16 protein-coding genes are annotated in these 17602 nt (G+C 67.0%); 13 read left to right on the top strand and 3 right to left on the bottom strand.

What is annotated here, in order from left to right; translation table 11 throughout:
• Window positions 1-186: 186 nt before the first annotated feature.
• Entirely contained in the window at window positions 187-1428 is a 1242-nt protein-coding gene (locus tag DIE16_RS34470) for a mechanosensitive ion channel family protein (RefSeq protein ID WP_124894287.1), read from the top strand.
• A 67-nt stretch (window positions 1429-1495) separates the two neighbouring features.
• On the opposite strand, the gene DIE16_RS34465 is transcribed toward DIE16_RS34470, so the two are convergent.
• A complete protein-coding gene (locus DIE16_RS34465) occupies window positions 1496-2917 on the bottom strand; it encodes a PLP-dependent aminotransferase family protein (RefSeq protein ID WP_124489623.1) in 1422 nt (473 codons plus the stop codon).
• A 153-nt stretch (window positions 2918-3070) separates the two neighbouring features.
• Between DIE16_RS34465 and DIE16_RS34455 the strand changes: the two genes are divergently transcribed.
• The 7 genes from DIE16_RS34455 (at window position 3071) to DIE16_RS34425 (ending at window position 11003) form a co-directional block, all read left to right on the top strand.
• The gene (locus DIE16_RS34455; protein WP_124489622.1) at window positions 3071-5395 is read left to right on the top strand and encodes an FdhF/YdeP family oxidoreductase; all 2325 of its coding nucleotides are present in this window, start codon (window positions 3071-3073) and stop codon (window positions 5393-5395) included.
• Between the two features lie 12 nt (window positions 5396-5407).
• Window positions 5408-6328, top strand: coding sequence for a bestrophin family protein (locus DIE16_RS34450; protein WP_124894286.1), 921 nt, complete (start codon window positions 5408-5410; stop codon window positions 6326-6328).
• A gap of 135 nt (window positions 6329-6463) precedes the next feature.
• Window positions 6464-6793 carry a hypothetical protein gene (locus tag DIE16_RS34445; protein WP_044843255.1) on the top strand — a complete coding sequence of 110 codons (330 nt, stop codon included), beginning with the start codon at window positions 6464-6466 and terminating at the stop codon, window positions 6791-6793.
• Window positions 6794-7040: 247 nt separating this feature from the next.
• Window positions 7041-7373, top strand: a complete 333-nt coding sequence (locus DIE16_RS34440; RefSeq protein WP_124489635.1) for a sugar ABC transporter ATPase — start codon at window positions 7041-7043, stop codon at window positions 7371-7373.
• Window positions 7374-7511: 138 nt separating this feature from the next.
• Window positions 7512-9101, top strand: a complete 1590-nt coding sequence (locus DIE16_RS34435; RefSeq protein WP_124520684.1) for an ABC transporter substrate-binding protein — start codon at window positions 7512-7514, stop codon at window positions 9099-9101.
• A gap of 79 nt (window positions 9102-9180) precedes the next feature.
• The gene (locus DIE16_RS34430; RefSeq protein WP_124894285.1) at window positions 9181-9723 is read left to right on the top strand and encodes a class I SAM-dependent methyltransferase; all 543 of its coding nucleotides are present in this window, start codon (window positions 9181-9183) and stop codon (window positions 9721-9723) included.
• A gap of 26 nt (window positions 9724-9749) precedes the next feature.
• The gene (locus DIE16_RS34425; protein WP_124894284.1) at window positions 9750-11003 is read left to right on the top strand and encodes a hypothetical protein; all 1254 of its coding nucleotides are present in this window, start codon (window positions 9750-9752) and stop codon (window positions 11001-11003) included.
• A gap of 36 nt (window positions 11004-11039) precedes the next feature.
• Here the strand turns inward: DIE16_RS34425 and DIE16_RS34420 are convergent, their stop codons facing one another.
• Entirely contained in the window at window positions 11040-12371 is a 1332-nt protein-coding gene (locus DIE16_RS34420) for a type II toxin-antitoxin system HipA family toxin (RefSeq protein WP_124894283.1), read from the bottom strand.
• Window positions 12372-12374: 3 nt separating this feature from the next.
• On the bottom strand, window positions 12375-12623 hold the full coding sequence (locus DIE16_RS34415) for a helix-turn-helix transcriptional regulator (RefSeq protein ID WP_044843249.1): 249 nt from the start codon (window positions 12621-12623) through the stop codon (window positions 12375-12377).
• A gap of 257 nt (window positions 12624-12880) precedes the next feature.
• On the opposite strand from DIE16_RS34415, the gene sapR reads away from it, so the two are divergent.
• The 5 genes from sapR to DIE16_RS34390 all read left to right on the top strand — a co-directional run.
• On the top strand, window positions 12881-13762 hold the full coding sequence (gene sapR, locus DIE16_RS34410) for a sap1 transcriptional regulator SapR (RefSeq protein WP_124894282.1): 882 nt from the start codon (window positions 12881-12883) through the stop codon (window positions 13760-13762).
• 15 nt (window positions 13763-13777) lie between these two features.
• A complete protein-coding gene (gene ddpX / locus DIE16_RS34405; protein WP_124489615.1) occupies window positions 13778-14341 on the top strand; it encodes a D-alanyl-D-alanine dipeptidase in 564 nt (187 codons plus the stop codon).
• Window positions 14342-14405: 64 nt separating this feature from the next.
• Window positions 14406-16007: an ABC transporter substrate-binding protein gene (locus tag DIE16_RS34400; protein WP_124570632.1), complete on the top strand. Its 1602-nt coding sequence runs from the start codon at window positions 14406-14408 to the stop codon at window positions 16005-16007.
• A 10-nt stretch (window positions 16008-16017) separates the two neighbouring features.
• The gene (locus tag DIE16_RS34395; protein ID WP_124489613.1) at window positions 16018-17088 is read left to right on the top strand and encodes an ABC transporter permease; all 1071 of its coding nucleotides are present in this window, start codon (window positions 16018-16020) and stop codon (window positions 17086-17088) included.
• A gap of 66 nt (window positions 17089-17154) precedes the next feature.
• Window positions 17155-17602 (top strand): ABC transporter permease (locus DIE16_RS34390; protein WP_409364476.1); only part of this gene is annotated, 448 nt, incomplete at its 3' end.

Here is a 17602-nt window from a genome sequence, read left to right as displayed (position 1 = left end):
CGACGACACAAGGCCACAAGGAAAATCCGCGCAACGGCGAGAATGTTGAGGAGCCCTGCGTCATGCATTCGCGGCATCAGGCCGGAACCCGATGGCACAATCACGGTCCCTTTCATGTGCCCTTCACCGGGCGCGCGCCGCGTCGCGGTACAGATTCAACGCACGAGAAGGCCCCTGTCCACCCTTATGACCCTGAACGAATCCTGGTTTGCGCCGCTCGTCGGCATCCTCATCCTGCTCGCCGCCGCCGGCGCGATCGCCGCCGCCGTCCATTTCCTGCTGTTTCGCGTGGTCGCGCGCCTCGCGCGGCTGTCGGCCACCCGCATCGACGACGCGCTGTTCGAGTTCGGCGCATTCAAGTGGCTGAACCGCATCGTGCCGTTCGTCGTGATCAAGCTCGGGCTCGGCGCGGTGCCCGGCATTCCCGCCGTGGCCGCGCAGGCTGCCGACAAGGTGCTGTTCGCGCTGATCGTGTTCCTGGTGTCGATGACGATCAGCGCGACGCTGTCCGCGCTCGAACACTCGCATCGCACGAGCGGGCGCGACCAGCCGCGCCTGTCGCTGAAAGGCGCGATGCAGCTCGTCAAGCTCGTGATGTTCATCACGGCCGCGCTCGTCGTGATCGGCGACGCGACCGGCAAGCAGATCGGCCTGCTGCTGTCGGGCATCGGCGCGATGTCGGCGGTGCTGATGCTGATCTTCAAGGACACGCTGCTCGGCCTCGTCGCCGGCGTGCAGCTGTCGTCGAACGACATGCTGCGGATCGGCGACTGGATCACGATGCCGTCGGCCGGCGCGGACGGCACCGTCATCGACATCACGCTGAACACGGTCAAGGTCGCGAACTTCGATCACACGATCATCACGGTGCCGACCTGGAAGCTGATCACCGAGAGCTACCAGAACTGGCGCGGGATGACCGAGGCCGGCGGGCGCCGCATCAAGCGCGCGCTGTTCATCGACGCGACGAGCGTGCGCTTTCTCGGCAACGACGAGATCGAACGACTCGAACGCCTGACGCTGCTGAAGGACTACCTGGCAGACAAGGTCGACGCGATCGCGCAATGGAACGGCACGCTCGGCGCGGCCGGCGAATGCCCGGCGAACCGCCGCCAGCTGACGAATCTCGGCACCTTCCGCGCGTACGTCGCGAACTACCTGAAGGGCCATCCGCACATTCGCCGCGACATGACGTGCATGGCGCGCCAGCTGCCGCTGACGGCCGAAGGCATTCCGCTCGAACTGTACTGCTTCACCGACACGACGACCTGGGTCGATTACGAGGCGATCCAGTCCGACCTGTTCGATCACCTGATCGCGGTGCTGCCGGAGTTCGGGCTGCGTGTGTACCAGCATCCGTCGGGCTTCGACATGCGCCGGATGGTCGACACGGCGCAAGCCGGACTGCCCGCGCCGTCCGCGCGGTGACGCTTGCCTGCGCGGCCGGCAACGGGTCGCCGCCAGGAACGCGGTGTCGCGGCGGGCGCCGCGCCGCTCACCGCCCCGCGCACTCGGACGCGAGCCGCCCCACCACCTTCAGCGCCTCCTCGATCTGCCGCGACCACGGATAGCTGTAGTTGAGCCGGATGAAGTGCCGATAATCGGCGGTTGCCGAGAACATGTGGCCGGGCCCGATCGTGATCCCTTGCGCGAGCGCGAGCGCATACAGCTTCATCGCATCGACCTGCCGCGGCAGCTCGACCCACAGCACGTACCCGCCCTGCGGCTGCGACAACCGCGTGCCTTCCGGGAAGAAGCGCCGCACCATCGCGCTCATCAGGCTCGCCTGCTGCGCATACTGCTTGCGCATCCGCCGCAGATGAAAATCGTAGCCGTCGTGCTTCAGGTATTCGGCAATCGCGAGCTGCTCGATCGCGGGCGTCGCGAGCGTGTTCAGGAATTTCAGTTTCTCGACCTGGTCGCGGTAGCGGCCGGGCATCGCCCAGCCGATCCGGTAGCGCGGCGACAGGCTCTTCGTGAACGATGCGCAATGCAGCACGAGCCCGTCGCGGTCGTACGACTTCAGCGCGCTCGGCGTCGTGTCGCCGAAATGCAGCTCGTGATAGACGTCGTTCTCGATCGCGGGCACGCCGTGCTTCGCGAGCAGCTCGACGAGCGCGCGCTTGCGTGCATCGGGCATCTGGAAGCCGAGCGGATTCTGGAAATTCGGCATCACCATGCACGCGGCGATGCGCTCGCGCGCGAGGATCCGTTCGAGCGCGTCGAGATCGATGCCGTCGCCCGGATGGGTCGCCACCTCCAGCGCGCGCATGCCCATCCGCTCGATCGCGTGCAGCATCGCGTAGAACGTCGGCGACTCCACCGCGATCGTGTCGCCCGGTTTCGCGACCGCCTGCAGGCACAGGTTGATCGCCTCGGTCGCGCCGATCGTCATCACGATCTCGCCCGGCTCGACCGGAATTCCGCGCTCCGCGTAGCGCCGCGCGATCTGGCGGATCAGCTCCGGGTTGCCGGGCGGCAGGTCGTCGATCACGCCCCAGCGCGTGCGGCGCCGCCCGATCGTCTGCGCGTAGCGTGCGAGACGCTGCACCGGGAACTGCGACGCATCGGGATACGGCGAGCCGAGCGGCACCGCGTCGTCGCGCGAGATCGTGCGCAACGTCGACAGCACGAGCCGGCTCACGTCCACCGCCGACGGCTCGGCCGCCGGTGCCGACATGTGCAGCTCTGCCTCGGCCGGCGCCGTGGCGCGCGCCCGCACGAAGTAGCCCGACTGCGGCCGGCTCTCGATCAGGCCGCGGCTCTCCAGCACGAGGTACGCGCGCAGCACGGTCGTGACGCTGAGCTGCTGCTGCCGGCTCGCCTGGCGCACCGACGGAATCCGCTCGCCGGGCCGGTACACGCCGCGCTCGATCTGCGCCTGCAGATCGTCGGCCAGTTGTTCATAACGCTTCACGCGCCTCCCTTTCAACTTCCCTTCAACAACACAGTTGCGGTCCGCACTGCCCGGATGGCCGAAACTGTACTCTTTTTTGAAGATGAAAGGTGTACACACAGCGGCCGGAGCGCCGCGCGTACTCTGCGTGCATCGCCCCTGACACCCTGCATCATGAAAAAGAAATCCGCCGCCGCGCGCATCGAACCGTACACCCACCCGGCTGCCGGCTGGGGCGCGCTGAAAGCCGTCACGATCAACCTGATCAAGGAAAAGGTCACCGGCGGCAACTACCGCACGCTGCTGCGCCAGAACCAGCCCGACGGCTTCGACTGCCCGGGTTGCGCGTGGCCGGACCGCCAGCACGCATCGACGTTCGAATTCTGCGAAAACGGCGTGAAGGCCGTGGCCGCCGAAGCGACGAGCAAGCGCGTGACGCCCGAATTCTTCGCCGCGCATACGGTCACCGAGCTGCTCGAACAGTCGGATTTCGAGCTCGAACAACACGGCCGCCTGACCGACCCGATGGTGTACGACGCGCAGACCGACCGCTACGTGCCGATCGCGTGGGACGACGCGTTCGAGCTGATCGCGCGCCACCTGCGCGCGCTGCCGGACCCGAACCAGGCCGCGTTCTACACGTCCGGCCGCGCGAGCAACGAGGCGGCGTTCCTGTACCAGTTGCTGGTGCGGCTGTACGGTACGAACAACTTCCCCGACTGCTCGAACATGTGCCACGAGGCGACGAGCCGCGGGCTGCCGGCGTCGGTCGGCGTCGGCAAGGGCACCGTCACGCTCGACGATTTCGAGCATGCGGACATGCTGCTGATCTTCGGCCAGAACCCGGCGACCAACCATCCGCGGATGATGGGCGAGCTGCGCGAATGCGCGAAGCGCGGCGCGACGATCGTGTCGATCAACCCGCTGAAGGAACGCGGGCTCGAGCGTTTCGCCGATCCGCAAAGCCCGCTCGAGATGCTGACGATGTCGGGCACGAAGATCGCGTCGACCTTCATCCAGCCGACGATCGGCGGCGATTTCGCGCTGATCAAGGGGATGGCGAAGCGCGTGCTGGAGCTCGACGATGCCGCGCGCGCCGCCGGCGCGCCGCGCGTGCTCGACACCGCGTTCATCGACGAGCACACGGCCGGCTTCGACGCGTTCGCCGACGATCTGCGCAATGAAAGCTGGTCCGCGCTGACGGCCGAAAGCGGCGTGCCGTACGAGCAGATCGACGGCCTTGCGCAGCGCTACGCGCGCAGCGAGCGCGTGATCGCGACGTGGGGCATGGGCATCACGCAGCACAAGCATTCGGTCGCGACCGTGCAGATGCTGACGAACCTGATGCTGATGCGCGGCAACATCGGCCGCCCCGGCGCGGGCCTGTGCCCGGTGCGCGGCCACTCGAACGTGCAGGGCAACCGCACGGTCGGGATCGAGGAAAAGCCGTCGCAGGCGTTCCTCGACCGGCTCGGCCACGTGTTCGACTTCGAGCCGCCGCGTCACCACGGCTACGACGTCGTCGAAACCATCGAAGGGATGCTCGAAGGCCACGTGAAGGTGCTGATCGGCCTCGGCGGCAACTTCGCGATGGCGACGCCCGACACGCCGCGCACGTGGGCAGGCATGCGCCGCTGCGATCTCTCCGTGCACATCACGACGAAGCTGAACCGCAGCCACCTGATCCACGGCCGCGACGCGCTGATCCTGCCGACGCTCGGCCGCACCGAGATCGACCTGCAGGACAACGTCGCGCAGGGCGTGACGGTCGAGGATTCGATGAGCATGGTCCACGTGTCGTACGGGATGAACAAGCCGGCGTCCGCGAACCTGATGTCGGAACCGGCGATCGTCGCGCACATGGGCCACGCGCTGTTCGGCAGCGGCAAGATCGACTGGCTCGCGTACAAGGACGACTACGCGAAGATCCGCGACGCGATCGAGGCGACGCTCGACGGCTTCTACGACTACAACACGCGTATCGCGCGGCCGGGCGGCTTCCACCTGCGCGTCGCGTCGCGCGATCGCGAATGGCTGACGCCGACGGGCAAGGCGAACTTCATCGCGCATGCGCTGCCGACCGACACGCCGATCCAGCGCGCCCGCGCACTGCACGGCGAGCGCCTGATGACGCTGATGACGACGCGCTCGCACGACCAGTACAACACGACCGTCTACGGGCTCGACGACCGCTATCGCGGCGTGTACGGCCAGCGCCGCGTGGTGTTCGTCAACCGCGACGACCTCGCGATGCTCGGCCTGAAGGCCGGCGACCGGGTCGACATGGAAACCGTGTGGCACGACGGCATCGAGCGGCGCGCGGACGGCTTCCTGCTCGTCGAATACGACATCCCGCGCGGTTGCATCGGCGCGTACTACCCGGAAACGAACCCGTTGGTGCCGCTCGACAGCGTCGGCGACGTGTGCAACACGCCGACATCGAAGTCGGTGCCGGTGCTGCTGCATCGCGCGGCCGCGCCGGCGTCGGCTGCCGCCTGACGGAGCGCCGCGATGATCGTCCGGCCGCGCGAGCACTGGCTGCGGATGCTGCTCGTCTGGAACGGGTCGGTGCTGCCGACCATCCTGCCGCAGCTCGTGCTGACGCTCGCGATCAGCCTCGTCGCGGTGTGGGGTGGCGGCCGCGTGCTCGGCGAGAAGGTGCCGCTGAACCCGACGCCGTTCACGCTGATCGGTCTCACGCTCGCGATCTTCGCGGGGTTTCGCAACAACGCGAGCTACGAACGCTATCGCGAGGGCCGGCAGCTGTGGGGTGGCGTGCTGACCGCCACGCGCACGCTGGTGTCCCAGGCGCTCTGCTACGGCGCGGTCGACGGCGACGATGCTGCACGGCAGGCGTTCGTGCGCAAGGTCGTCGCGTTCGTCTATGCGCTGAAGCATCAACTGCGCGGCACCGCTCCGGCGCCGGACCTGCGCACGCTGCTCGACGACGCGACCTATGCGCGCATCGTCGCCGCCCGGTTTGCGCCGATCGCGATCGTTCATGAACTGCGCGAAGCCTTCGCCGCGCGCGCCGATGCGGGCCGTCTCGCCGATACGCGGCTGTGGATGCTCGACGCGCGCCTCGACGATCTGGTGTCGATGGTGAGCGGCTGCGAGCGCATCGCGTCGACGCCGATCCCGTTCTCGTACGACGTGCTGCTGCACCGGACCATCTACGCGTACTGCGTGCTGCTGCCGTTCGGTCTCGTCGATTCGATCGGCGCGGCGACGCCGTTCGTCACCGTGTTCGTCGCCTATACGCTGATCGCGCTCGACGCGATCGCGCATGCGATCGCGGAGCCGTTCGGCGACGGGCCGAACCACCTCGCGCTCGATGCGATGACGCGCACGATCGAGCGCACGCTGCTCGAACTGAACCGCGAGCCGCTGCCGGCGGAGGTGACGCCCGGCCCGGCGTATCGGCTCACCTGACGGGCCGATACGGCCGACGCGCTGTAATAAACACTTGCAAGCGATACAGCCGGAAACGTCAACAGCCGGGGCCCGCACAGCGTTTTTTCGACAAGCGCGCACGTTTCGTGACGCGCAACGACAGGAGAAAACGTCATGCGAGCCCTTACCCGCCATCTCGCGATCGCCGCCACCCTGATGTCGGTGCTGACCGGCACCGCGTTCGCCGAAACGCCGTGGCAGCAGGCGCATCCGCGCCGCGAGGAGGTCAACCAGCGTCTCGCCAACCAGAATCGCCGGATCCGTCACGAAGTGAAGGAAGGCGAGATGTCGCACGCCCGGGCCGCGCGCCTGCACCGTGACGACCGCAGGATCCGCCGGGAAGAGCGGGACATGGCCGCGCAGGATCGCGGCCACATTACGCAGAGCGAAAAGCACGTGCTGAACCAGCAGGAAAATGCGGTCAGCCACAAGATCGGCCAATAACGCCGGCAAACGTCGATTCGCCATCGCTTGAAACGCCCGCTGCCGCCGCGCGACAGCGGGCGCTTGTTGTTGTATCGAATCGTTTCAGCCGGCCGTTCGTGTCAAGTGCCGCGGGTATACTCCGACGTCAGCCGCCGCCCGTATCGACCGTCAAAAACGGCACGATTGCGGCGGTTTCGTCGCGAAGCTTCGCGTTTCGCGTACCCCGCGCCCCAGCCTCGACACGAGACACACGACGATTCCGATCATGAAACGATTCCTGCTGCTCCTTCCCGCCGCCCTGCTCGCCGCCTGCGGTTCCGCGCCCTCGTCCGACTCGGCCGCGTCCGGCCCGGCGCCGATGATCTACGTGTCGTCGGCGCGTCCGGCCCACGCGATCGCCAACTGCCTCGACAGCCGCCTGTCCGGTACCGAGCAATCGCAGCACAACGGCGTGACCGACATCACCGTCGGCTCGCGCTCGTACTTCGTCACGCTCACGCCGTCGGGCCACGGTTCGGTCGTCAAGGTCGTGCGCGGCTCGGGCAGCGAGCCGGCCGAGGAAGCGATGCGCTTCGCGATCGCGCGCTGCGTGATCTGACCGCCGCCGCTGCCGGGCACCGCGCCCGGCACGCAAGCCGCTTCCCCCGGGCGCCGTTCCGCGCGCCCGTCGAATTTTTTCATCCGGGCGGCCGTCGATGAGAGAATCGCACCACGATTCCCTTTCCACGGAGCCCGCATGAAGCACCTGCTGTCCCGGCTGTTCGTCAGCGCCGCGCTCGTCGCGCTTGTTCCGGCGCTGCCGGCGCAGGCCGCGACGCCGCCCGGCATTTTCGTCGTCGCCACCCAGCTCGGCGAATTCACGACCCTCGATCCGAGCGAGATCTACGAGCTCGTGCCGTCCGAGTACGTCGCGAACACCTACGAACGGCTCGTGCGGGTCGACCTGAAGGACCCGACGCGCTTCGACGGGCAGATCGCGCAATCCTGGACGGTCGGCGCCGACGGGCTCACCTATACGTTCAAGCTGCGCCCCGGCCTCGCGTTCCACTCCGGCAACCCGGTCACCGCCGACGACGTCGCATGGTCGCTGCAGCGCACCGTCCTGCTCGACAAGGGCCCGGCCGGCGTGCTCGCCGATCTCGGCCTCACGAAAACGAACGTGATGCAGAAGGTGCGCGCGGTCGACCCGCAGACCTTCGTGCTCGAAACCGACCGCAAGTACGCGCCGAGCTTCGTGCTCAACGTGCTGAGCGCGTGCCCGGCGTCGGTGCTCGACAAGAAGCTGCTGATGTCGCACCAGCAGGGCAATGATTTCGGCAGCGGCTGGCTGAAGACCAACGACGCGGGCTCGGGCCCGTACCAGCTCGCCAAGTGGACGCCGAACGAAAGCATCGTGTTGCAGCGTTTCGACAAGTACCGCGCGCCGTACCCGATGAAACGCGTCGTGCTGCGCCACGTGCCCGAGGCATCCGCGCAGCGGCTGCTGCTGGAAAACGGCGACGTCGACGCCGCGCGCAACCTGAGCCCCGACAGCCTCGCCGCGCTGACCAAGGCCGGCAAGATCAAGGTCGCGTCGTGGCCGGTATCCGCGCTGCTGTACCTAAGCCTGAACACGAAGAACCCGAATCTCGCGAAGCCCGAAGTCCAGCAGGCGATGAAGTGGCTGGTCGACTACGACGGCATCCAGCGCAACATCGTCAGCACGACCTACAAGGTCCACGAGACCTTCCTGCCCGAAGGCTTCCTCGGCACGCTGAATGCGAACCCGTACAAGCTGAACGTCGCGAAGGCGAAGGCGCTGCTCGCGAAGGCCGGCCTGGCGAACGGCTTCGACGTGACGATGGACATGCCGAACGATTATCCGTACCTCGAGATCGCGCAGGCGCTGCAGGCCAACTTCGCGCAAGGCGGCATCCGCGTGAAGCTGATCCCGGGCGATGCGAAGCAGGCGATCGGCAAGTACCGTGCGCGCCAGCACGACATCTTCATCGGCGAATGGTCGCCCGACTACATGGACCCGAACAGCAATGCGCGCGGCTTCGCCTGGAATCCGGACAATTCCGACCAGTCGAAGACGAAGATGCTCGCGTGGCGCAACAGCTGGGACATCCCGCAGCTGACGAAGGACACCGAGGCCGCGCTGGTCGAGCCGTCGCCCGCGAAGCGCGCGCAGCGTTACGAGGCGCTGCAGAAGGCCGTGCTCGCGAACTCGCCGTTCATCATCATGTTCGAGAAGGTCGTGCAGGTCGCGACGCGCCCCGGCACGACCGGGCCGGAGATCGGCCCGATCAACGACCTCGTGTCGTACCGGACGCTGGCGAAATAAGGCCGGCTGCCCGCGCGACCGGCAACGCCGGCGCGCGGGCGCATCCGTCATCCAATACGCTTCGCTCGGGGACTACACAATGCGCTCATTACAAGAACTGCGGCTGGAATTCCTCCAGTACAAGATCGAACCGATCGGCTGGCTCGGCGACAGCCCGTCGCGCTTCGACTTCTATACCCGCACGGCCGCCGGATGCGACAGCATCCTCGAGCTGGGCGTGTTCACCGGACTGACCACGACGGCCTTCATGCTCGCGCAGCCGAAGCGGCTCGTGTCGGTCGACATCACCGATCAGTATTTCCACATCCAGGACGAGCTGAAGCACGCGGCGCAGGAACTGGCGATCGACTTCGAATTCAGGATTGCCGATGACCTCGTAATGGACCCGCTCGCGTGCGACCTGCTGTTCATCGACACCACGCACACGTACGAGCAGACGCTCGCCGAACTGAACCGGTTCGGCCCGCTCGCGCACAAGAAGATCGTGCTGCACGACATGAACACGTCGGGCGTCTACCAGGCCGTATTCCAGTGGCTGTGGGACAACAAGCAGTTTCACATCACGTATCACGACAGCCGCGGCTGCGGCGCGGTCGTGTGCGAGCGTCACGTCGGCTATTGAGCCGCGCACGCGCAACGGGAGGCACCATGCATGCGAACGGACACGCGGTCTGCGTGGCGATCAACGACAACAACCGCGCGTGGTACGAGATGCTCGTGCCGTTCCTGCTGTCGCTGCGGCAGACAGGCTACGACGGGCAGGTGGCCGTCATCGGCTACGGACTGTCCGAACGCAAGCGGCGCATCCTGGAAAGCCAGTCGGTCGACGTGATCGAAGCGTCGAGCGCGCATGCGCTGCCGGTCGGCCGCTTCATCGAGGCCGCCGACTATTGCGCGCGCAATCCGCACATCACGAAACTCGCGCTGTACGACGCGGACATCTGGTTCTGCGCGTCCTCGTTCGACCTGTTCTCCCGGATCGCCGACGACCGCCTGTACGCGTGTCCCGACCCGCTGTTCTGCACGTTCATCGTCACGCCGCTGATCGGCGAGCGACGCGACGCGCACTGGCGTCTCGTCGTGGACGAAGTGAAAGCGCGTCACGGCGGTGCGCTGCAGGCCGGACTGGTCGCCGGCACGGCCACCGCGTGGGCGCGTTTCGCGGCGCATCTGCGCGACTGCGTCGCTCGCATCGGCACCGACTTTCAGGAATGCTTCGGAATCGACACGACGTTCCTGCACCTGTGGGGCGCGCGCGGCGAAACCGCGCTGCTCGACCCGGTCCAGAACTTCGTCAGCAAGAACGGCATTCACGAATCGTTCGATCCGAGCAACGGCACCACGACGTTGCGCTATCAGGGCGAACCGATCCGCGCGCTGCACATGACCGGCGACATCCGTTTCTTCGATCGCTGGCGCTACTACGCGAACCATGTCGACGCCGCATTGCGCGACGGCATGCCGTTCGCGCTGTCGGACGGCACGCCGGCACCGTCCGACACGGCCGCCGCCCGCATCGCCGCGACCGAATACATGCGTTCGGCCGGGCTGACCGTCAACTCCGCCGCGATCGAGGGCAGCGCGGGCGCGTACCTGCAGGCGCTCGACGAACCGGGCGGCACGATGCTCGTCGGCAGCGGGAACCACGAGATCGTGTTGACTGCGACCCGCGACATCGCGCGGCTGAACGTGTACATCACGCACCCGTCCGGCTCGCCGTCGCCGCTGCGATGCGAGGTGCTGATCGATGGGCAGGCGCAGCACAAGGGCCCTGATCTGATGACCCATTTCTGGTATCGGATCTCGGCCGGCACCGTCATCACGCTGCGCTCGACGAGCCTCGGCGGCCAGCAGTGCAACGCGATCTGGCGGCTGCGCGAGGCGCCGGACATGCAGCAGTAGGCAGTGGACGACGCGTAGGCGGTTCGCCGCCCGACGTCAGGCGCGCGGTGTTTCGGCGAGACGTTCGGCGGCGAACCGCAATCCGCCCAGAATGCGTTCGGCGATCCGCGCCGGAAACCCGGCCGGCAGCGTCGCGCCGACCGACTCGATCACGTGCGGCGTCGCGGCGACCAGCCGTTCGATGATCGGCGTCGCGATATCGCCGAGCAGACAATGCTCGGCCATCGCACTGAAGTGACTGCGTGTGATGTCGCGCATCGCGTAGTGCTTGCGCTTGCCGTGCACGGCCATCGCGAGTTTGGCCTTGTGCCACGACCACTGGTTCGCGCCGTCGCCCTCGACCGGCCAGATCGACATCACGTCGTAGAGCGGCGTCAACCGGAACCGACCGCCCGGCAGCAGGCGCAGGCTGAAGTTCTTCGCATGCCCGTCCGGTGCGGCAAGCATCCAGAACACGATCAGTGCGGCAAACAGCGTGTCGAGGTCAGCCTGCGCCGTTTCCGACCGGCGCAGGATGGCGGCCAGATCCGGCACGCCGGGGCCGCCCTGCGATTCGTATTTCAGATGCGGCGGCACGCCGAGCGCCTGGCAGAAATCCTCCTGCGGCAAGCGCAACAGCCATCCACCTTCGCGATGCAGCGCACGATCGAAACGCGCGACCGACAGCACCTTGTGCTCGCCGAAACGCACGATTTCGGCATCGGCCGTCGGCAGGCCGTACGCGCGCAGGATCGCGAGACACAACCACTCGTTTTCGACGGAAGCGGTGAGATCCGCACGCTTGTTGCCGACCAGACCGAGCGGCAACTTCAGAATATGCGTGGTCGGCGTCGCGCCGTGCGGGCGCATCCATCGCCCTTCGTGAAACAGCAGCGCGGTCTTTTCCTGCGCGCCGGCGAGCGACAGGCGGAAGTCGTCGTCCTGTGCGCCACCTGCCACCCCGCTCGCCTGATCGAGCACGCGCGCGACCTCGTCGTCCGACAACGGCGTACCGTCGATGCGGTCATGGCCGGCCGGTACTTCGTCCTCGCCGAGCAGTTGCACTGCGCCGACGCAGTCGCGGCCGAGCGCGGCGAGCAGATCGAACGGCTCGATCGTCGCCGTGCCGAACCGGGATGCCAGCCGGCGACGAATGGCGTCGCTGTCCGGCAGCAGATTGTCGAAGTAATGGTTCACGCGCTCGCCGCGCAACGGCGCATCGCCGACGCCGAACGGCAGCGACAGCGACAACGGGCGGCCCGCGGCGGACTGCTTCCAGCCGGCGTCGTACCGCAACTCCATGTCGCCGCGCGCCGGAATCCGCCATGTCCCGACCCGCTGGCCGTTGGCCCAGATCGACAGCGCGCGCGTGTGCGAGTTGCGCCCCATCGCTTACCAGTCGATGTCGGCAGCGTCACGCCCGTCCTTTGTGCGGACGCTGAGCTCGAGACCGTACAGCGCGGTCAGTTCGAGCAATTGGCTGAGCGACAGGCTGGCGGTGCGCGTGGTCTCGAGCGACGACAGGCGCGACTGGCCGACGCCGATGCGCGCCGCCGCCTCGGCTTGCGTCAGCCCCTTGGCCTGACGCGCTGACGACAGGATTTCGCCCAGTTGCGCGGGCGTATTGACGATGAAATCCACGGCTCGGGTCCAGTAGGCAATAAATGCAGTATATCTCTGACAGACATAAACGCAAATTATTGCTGACAGACATAAGCGTAAAATATCGCTGTCAGAAATAATCTGCGTGATTACGCATCGCGACATTGCCGTCGGGGACGCGTACCCGACCCTATCACCCTCCGCCAAACCATAGTTTTTATCCGCTGGCGCGAATGATTTTGGTTTTGTTAGATGGATGACACCGAATCATCCGATGACAAACATCTAACAGACCGATGACCTGCGCGTTCGCCCATACCGTCGAATCCCGCTTTGCCGAGCTGACGCCGACCGCGAAGCGCATCGCGAGCTACATGCTCGCGAATCTCGACCGTCTCGGGCTCGAAACCGCCGACCAGATCGCTCAGCAGGCCGGCACCAGCGGCATCTCGGTCGGGCGCTTCCTGCGCAGCATCGGCTACCGGAACCTCGACGATCTGAAACGCGAACTGCGCGGCGGCAGCGATCGCCCGTGGATGATCACCGATCGCCTCGACGAATATCGCCGCGCCGCCGGCACACACGTGAGCGACGACGACGGCACCCGCGGCGACGGCACGCTGGCATCGTCGCTCGATCGCGAACTCGACGCGATCCGCCACGTCTACCGGCTCGCCGAAGAACCCGTGTTCGCGCAGGTCGCGGACCGGATCGCGCATGCCGACGCCGTGTTCATCCTCGGCATCCAGTCGACCCGCGGCATCAGCAATGCGTTCAGCAGCTATCTCGAATACCTGCGCCCTCGCGTGTTCTATTCCGACGGCCAGTCGGGCTCGTACGTCGATTCGCTGAACTCCGAATTCGAGCGGCCGTACTGCATCGTCACCGATACGCGTGCCTATTCGCGCAGCGCGCGCCGCTATTGCCAGGCGGCCGCCGAGCGCGGCCAGCCGTTCGCGCTGGTCACCGATCTCTATTGCCCATGGGCGCGTGAATGGCCGGCCGACCTGCTGCAGGTGAAGACCGACGTCGGCCAGTTCTGGGATTCGCTCGCGCCGCTCACCTGCCTGTTCAACCTGCTGATCACCGCCGTGGTCGACCGCCTCGGTCCCGCGATCGACCAGCGCGTCGCGCGCAACCGCGAACTGCAGCGCACGTTCGACCAATTCGAATCCTGAGCGCCCCGACTGCCGATGAACCCACCCCGCCTCGTCGAAATCACACCCGCCACGCATCGCGTCGAGATCGATCTCGTCTACGCGACCGAGCGCAACCTGACCGGCAAGGCGATCTACCGCCGCGCGCACTGCCTGCTGCTCGAGCCCGCCGAAGCCGCGCTGCGCCGCGCGGTCGACGTCGCCGCGCAGGCCGGCTTCACGCTGCGCGTCTACGATGCGTACCGGCCGCCGCAGGCGCAGCAGGTGCTGTGGGATTTCCTGCCCGACCCGAACTTCGTCGCTGATCTCGGCCGCGGCTCGAACCACAGCCGCGGCACCGCGCTCGACCTGACACTCGTCGACGCGAACGGCGAGGCGGTCGACATGGGCACCGGCTTCGACGAGATGGTGGCCGCGTCGGGCCACTTCCACGCGGGGCTGCCCGAAGCCGTGCAACGCAACCGGCTGCTGCTGCTCGGCGTGATGCACGCGGCCGGCTTCGCGCATATCGACAGCGAGTGGTGGCACTACGAGCTGCCCGGTTCGCATGCGTTGCCGCAGATCGACAACGCCGCGAGCGGCCCGTGGCGCCTGATGTAACGACACTGCACGTTCCCTTCACCGTTCACGTTCAACGACTTCAACGACACATGGAGAAACGCACATGAAGCCCCTGACCTCCCGGCTCGTCGCGGCGCTGGCCGCCGCGTCCGTGCTCGCCGCCGTTCCGCTTGCCGCCGCACGCGCGGAAACGCCGAAGGACATGTTCGTGATGGCCACGCTGCTCGACGAATTCACGACACTCGATCCCGGCGAGATCTACGAGCTGGTGCCGGAGGAATACGTCGCGAACACGTACGACCGGCTCGTGCGTGTCGACCTGCGCGATCCGTCGAAATTCAACGGCGACGTCGCGCAGTCGTGGACGGTGAGCCCCGATGGGCTGACCTATACGTTCAAGCTGCGCCCGGGCCTCAAGTTCCACTCGGGCAACCCGCTGACGGCCGACGACGTTGCCTGGTCGATCCAGCGCGCGGTGCTGCTCGACAAGGGCCCGGCCGCCGTGCTGACCGGCATCGGCCTCACGAAGGCGAACGTCGTCGCGAACGTGAAGAAACTCGACGACCAGACGGTGTCGATCACGACCGACCACAAATACGCGCCGACCTTCGTGCTGAACGTGCTCGGCTCGTGGCCCGCGTCGGTGCTCGACAGGAAGCTGCTGCTGTCACACCAGCAGGGCGACGACTTCGGCAACGCATGGCTGAAGACCAACGAGGCCGGCTCCGGCGCGTACAAGCTGGTCAAGTGGGCGGCCGGCGACAGCATCGTGCTGCAGCGCTTCGACGGCTACCGGCTGCCGCTCGCGATGAAGCGCATCGTGCTGCGCCACGTGCCCGAAGCGGCGAGCCAGCGCCTGCTGCTGGAAAACGGCGACGTCGACGCGGCGCGCGACCTGAGCCCCGACGATCTCGCGTCGGTCGTGAAATCCGGCAAGGCGAAGGTGATGGCCTCGCCGCAGGCGACGCTGCTCTATCTCGGCCTGAACACGAAGAACCCGACGCTCGCGAAGCCCGACGTGCAGGAAGCGCTGAAGTGGCTGATCGATTATTCCGGCATCCAGACCAACGTCGTGAAGACGACTTACAAGGTGCACCAGACCTTCCTGCCCGAAGGCTTCCTCGGCACGCTGAAGGCGAACCCGTACAAGCTCGACGTCGCGAAGGCGAAGGCGCTGCTTGCGAAGGCCGGCGTGCCGAACGGCTTCTCGGTGACGATGGACGTGCGCAACGACTATCCGTATACGGAGATCGCGCAGGCCGTGCAGGCGAACTTCGCGCAGGCGGGCGTCAAGGTGCAGCTGATTCCCGGCGACAACAAGCAGACGCTCGCGAAATACCGTGCGCGCCAGCACGACATCTATATCGGCGAATGGTCGGCCGACTACATCGACCCGCACAGCAACGCGCAGGGTTTCGCATGGAACCCCGACAACTCCGACAAGTCGAGCTATAAAATGCTGGCCTGGCGCAACAGCTGGGACATTCCGCAACTGACGAAGGAGACCGACGCCGCGCTCGCCGAGCCGACCGCCGCGCAACGCGCGCAACGGTATCAGGCGATGCAGAAGGACCTGCTCGCGCGCTCGCCGTTCGTGATCATGTTCGAGAAAGTCGCGCAGGTCGCGACGCGGCCCGGCGTGAGCGGGCTCGAAGTCGGACCGATCAACGATCTCGTGTCGTACCGTAACCTGAAGAAGCAATAAGATTCGCCGCATGTCGACTCCCGTCTCCTCCCTCGAAGCACTGCGCACGCTGCCCGCGCGCCGCCCGGCCGTACGCTGGGCGCTGCGCGTGCTGCGCTGGGCGCTCACGCTCGCCGTCACGTTCGCGGGGCTGCTCGCGCTGACGTTCGTGATCGGCCGCAAGGTGCCGATCGATCCCGTGCTCGCGATCCTCGGCGATCGCGCGTCGGCCGAGGCGTACGCGGCCGAGCGCCTCGCGCTGGGCCTCGACAAGCCGCTCGTCACGCAGTTCATGATCTACGCGCGCGACGTGCTGCACGGCGATCTCGGCATGTCGCTGCTGACGTCGAACCCGGTGCTCGACGACATCAGGCGCGTGTTCCCCGCCACGCTCGAACTCGCGACGATCGCGACGCTGATCGGCATCGCGATCGGCGTGCCGCTCGGCGTCGCGGCCGCGGTGAAGCACAACCGGCCGATCGACCACGTCGCGCGCTTCGTCGGCCTGATCGGCAATTCGGTGCCGGTGTTCTGGCTCGGGCTGATGGGGCTGCTGCTGTTCTATGCGCGGCTGCACTGGGTCGGCGGCCCCGGCCGGCTCGATCCCGTGTACGACGGGATGGTCGACCCGCGCACGGGCAGCCTGCTGATCGACGCGGCGCTCGCGGGCGAGTGGGACGTGTTCCGCAACGCGGTGTCGCACATCGCGCTGCCGGCCGCGATCCTCGGCTACTACTCGGTCGCGTACCTGAGCCGGATGACGCGCTCGTTCATGCTCGACCAGCTGAGCCAGGAATACATCGTCACCGCGCGCGCGAAGGGCTTGTCCGAGCGCCGCGTGATCTGGCGGCACGCGTTCGGGAACATCGCGGTGCCGCTCCTGACCGTGATCGCGCTCACGTACAGCAACCTGCTCGAAGGCTCGGTGCTGACCGAGATCGTGTTCGCGTGGCCCGGGCTCGGCTCGTACCTGACGGGTGCGCTGCTGAACGCCGACATGAACGCGGTGCTCGGCGCGACGCTCGTGATCGGCGCGATGTTCATCACCGTCAACCTGCTGACCGACGCGCTGTACCGCGTGTTCGATCCGCGTGCGCGCTGAGGGCTGCCGCGACATGACTGCTGCCGCCCTGCTTCCTTTCCCGTCCATGCCGAAGGTGTCCCGACCATGAATGCCGAGCGTCTCACGCTGCGCGCGTGGCTGCTTTCCGATGCGCCCGCGTCGCGCGCGCAGGCCGCGTTCGGCCTCGCGTATCGCCGCTGGCGCCGCTTCGCCGCCAATCCGCTCAACCTGTTCGGGCTCGCGATCCTGGTCGCGCTGATCGTCGTCGCGATCGTCGGCCCGCTGATCATGCCGCACGATCCGCTGCGCCAGGTGCTGTCCGACCGCCTGCTGCCGCCCGGCTCGCCGTCGCACTGGCTCGGCACCGACCAGCTCGGCCGCGACATCCTCTCGCGGCTGATCGACGGCTCGCGCCTCACGCTCGGCATCGCGCTGCTCGTGGTCGTGATCGTCGTGCCGATCGGCCTCGCGATCGGCACCACGGCCGGGGATTTCGGGGGGTTGGTCGACAGCGTGCTGATGCGGATTTACCACAAAGCCCAAGCGTTACCCA

It is taken from the genome of Burkholderia sp. Bp9090 (assembly GCF_003857985.1).
Lineage (GTDB): Bacteria > Pseudomonadota > Gammaproteobacteria > Burkholderiales > Burkholderiaceae > Burkholderia.
Note: the sequence above shows the minus strand (reverse complement) of the source record. Positions and strands in the feature narration are given on the sequence as shown.

Excerpts from the sequence above, each read along its gene's own strand:
- DIE16_RS34470 (WP_124894287.1), top strand. The coding sequence starts at position 187 with ATGACCCTGAACGAATCCTGGTTTGCGCCGCTCGTCGGCATCCTCATC.
- DIE16_RS34455 (WP_124489622.1), top strand. The coding sequence starts at position 3,071 with ATGAAAAAGAAATCCGCCGCCGCGCGCATCGAACCGTACACCCACCCG.
- DIE16_RS34450 (WP_124894286.1), top strand. The coding sequence starts at position 5,408 with ATGATCGTCCGGCCGCGCGAGCACTGGCTGCGGATGCTGCTCGTCTGG.
- DIE16_RS34445 (WP_044843255.1), top strand. The coding sequence starts at position 6,464 with ATGCGAGCCCTTACCCGCCATCTCGCGATCGCCGCCACCCTGATGTCG.
- DIE16_RS34440 (WP_124489635.1), top strand. The coding sequence starts at position 7,041 with ATGAAACGATTCCTGCTGCTCCTTCCCGCCGCCCTGCTCGCCGCCTGC.
- DIE16_RS34435 (WP_124520684.1), top strand. The coding sequence starts at position 7,512 with ATGAAGCACCTGCTGTCCCGGCTGTTCGTCAGCGCCGCGCTCGTCGCG.
- DIE16_RS34430 (WP_124894285.1), top strand. The coding sequence starts at position 9,181 with ATGCGCTCATTACAAGAACTGCGGCTGGAATTCCTCCAGTACAAGATC.
- DIE16_RS34425 (WP_124894284.1), top strand. The coding sequence starts at position 9,750 with ATGCATGCGAACGGACACGCGGTCTGCGTGGCGATCAACGACAACAAC.
- DIE16_RS34420 (WP_124894283.1), bottom strand. The coding sequence starts at position 12,371 with ATGGGGCGCAACTCGCACACGCGCGCGCTGTCGATCTGGGCCAACGGC.
- sapR (WP_124894282.1), top strand. The coding sequence starts at position 12,881 with ATGACCTGCGCGTTCGCCCATACCGTCGAATCCCGCTTTGCCGAGCTG.
- ddpX (WP_124489615.1), top strand. The coding sequence starts at position 13,778 with ATGAACCCACCCCGCCTCGTCGAAATCACACCCGCCACGCATCGCGTC.
- DIE16_RS34400 (WP_124570632.1), top strand. The coding sequence starts at position 14,406 with ATGAAGCCCCTGACCTCCCGGCTCGTCGCGGCGCTGGCCGCCGCGTCC.
- DIE16_RS34395 (WP_124489613.1), top strand. The coding sequence starts at position 16,018 with ATGTCGACTCCCGTCTCCTCCCTCGAAGCACTGCGCACGCTGCCCGCG.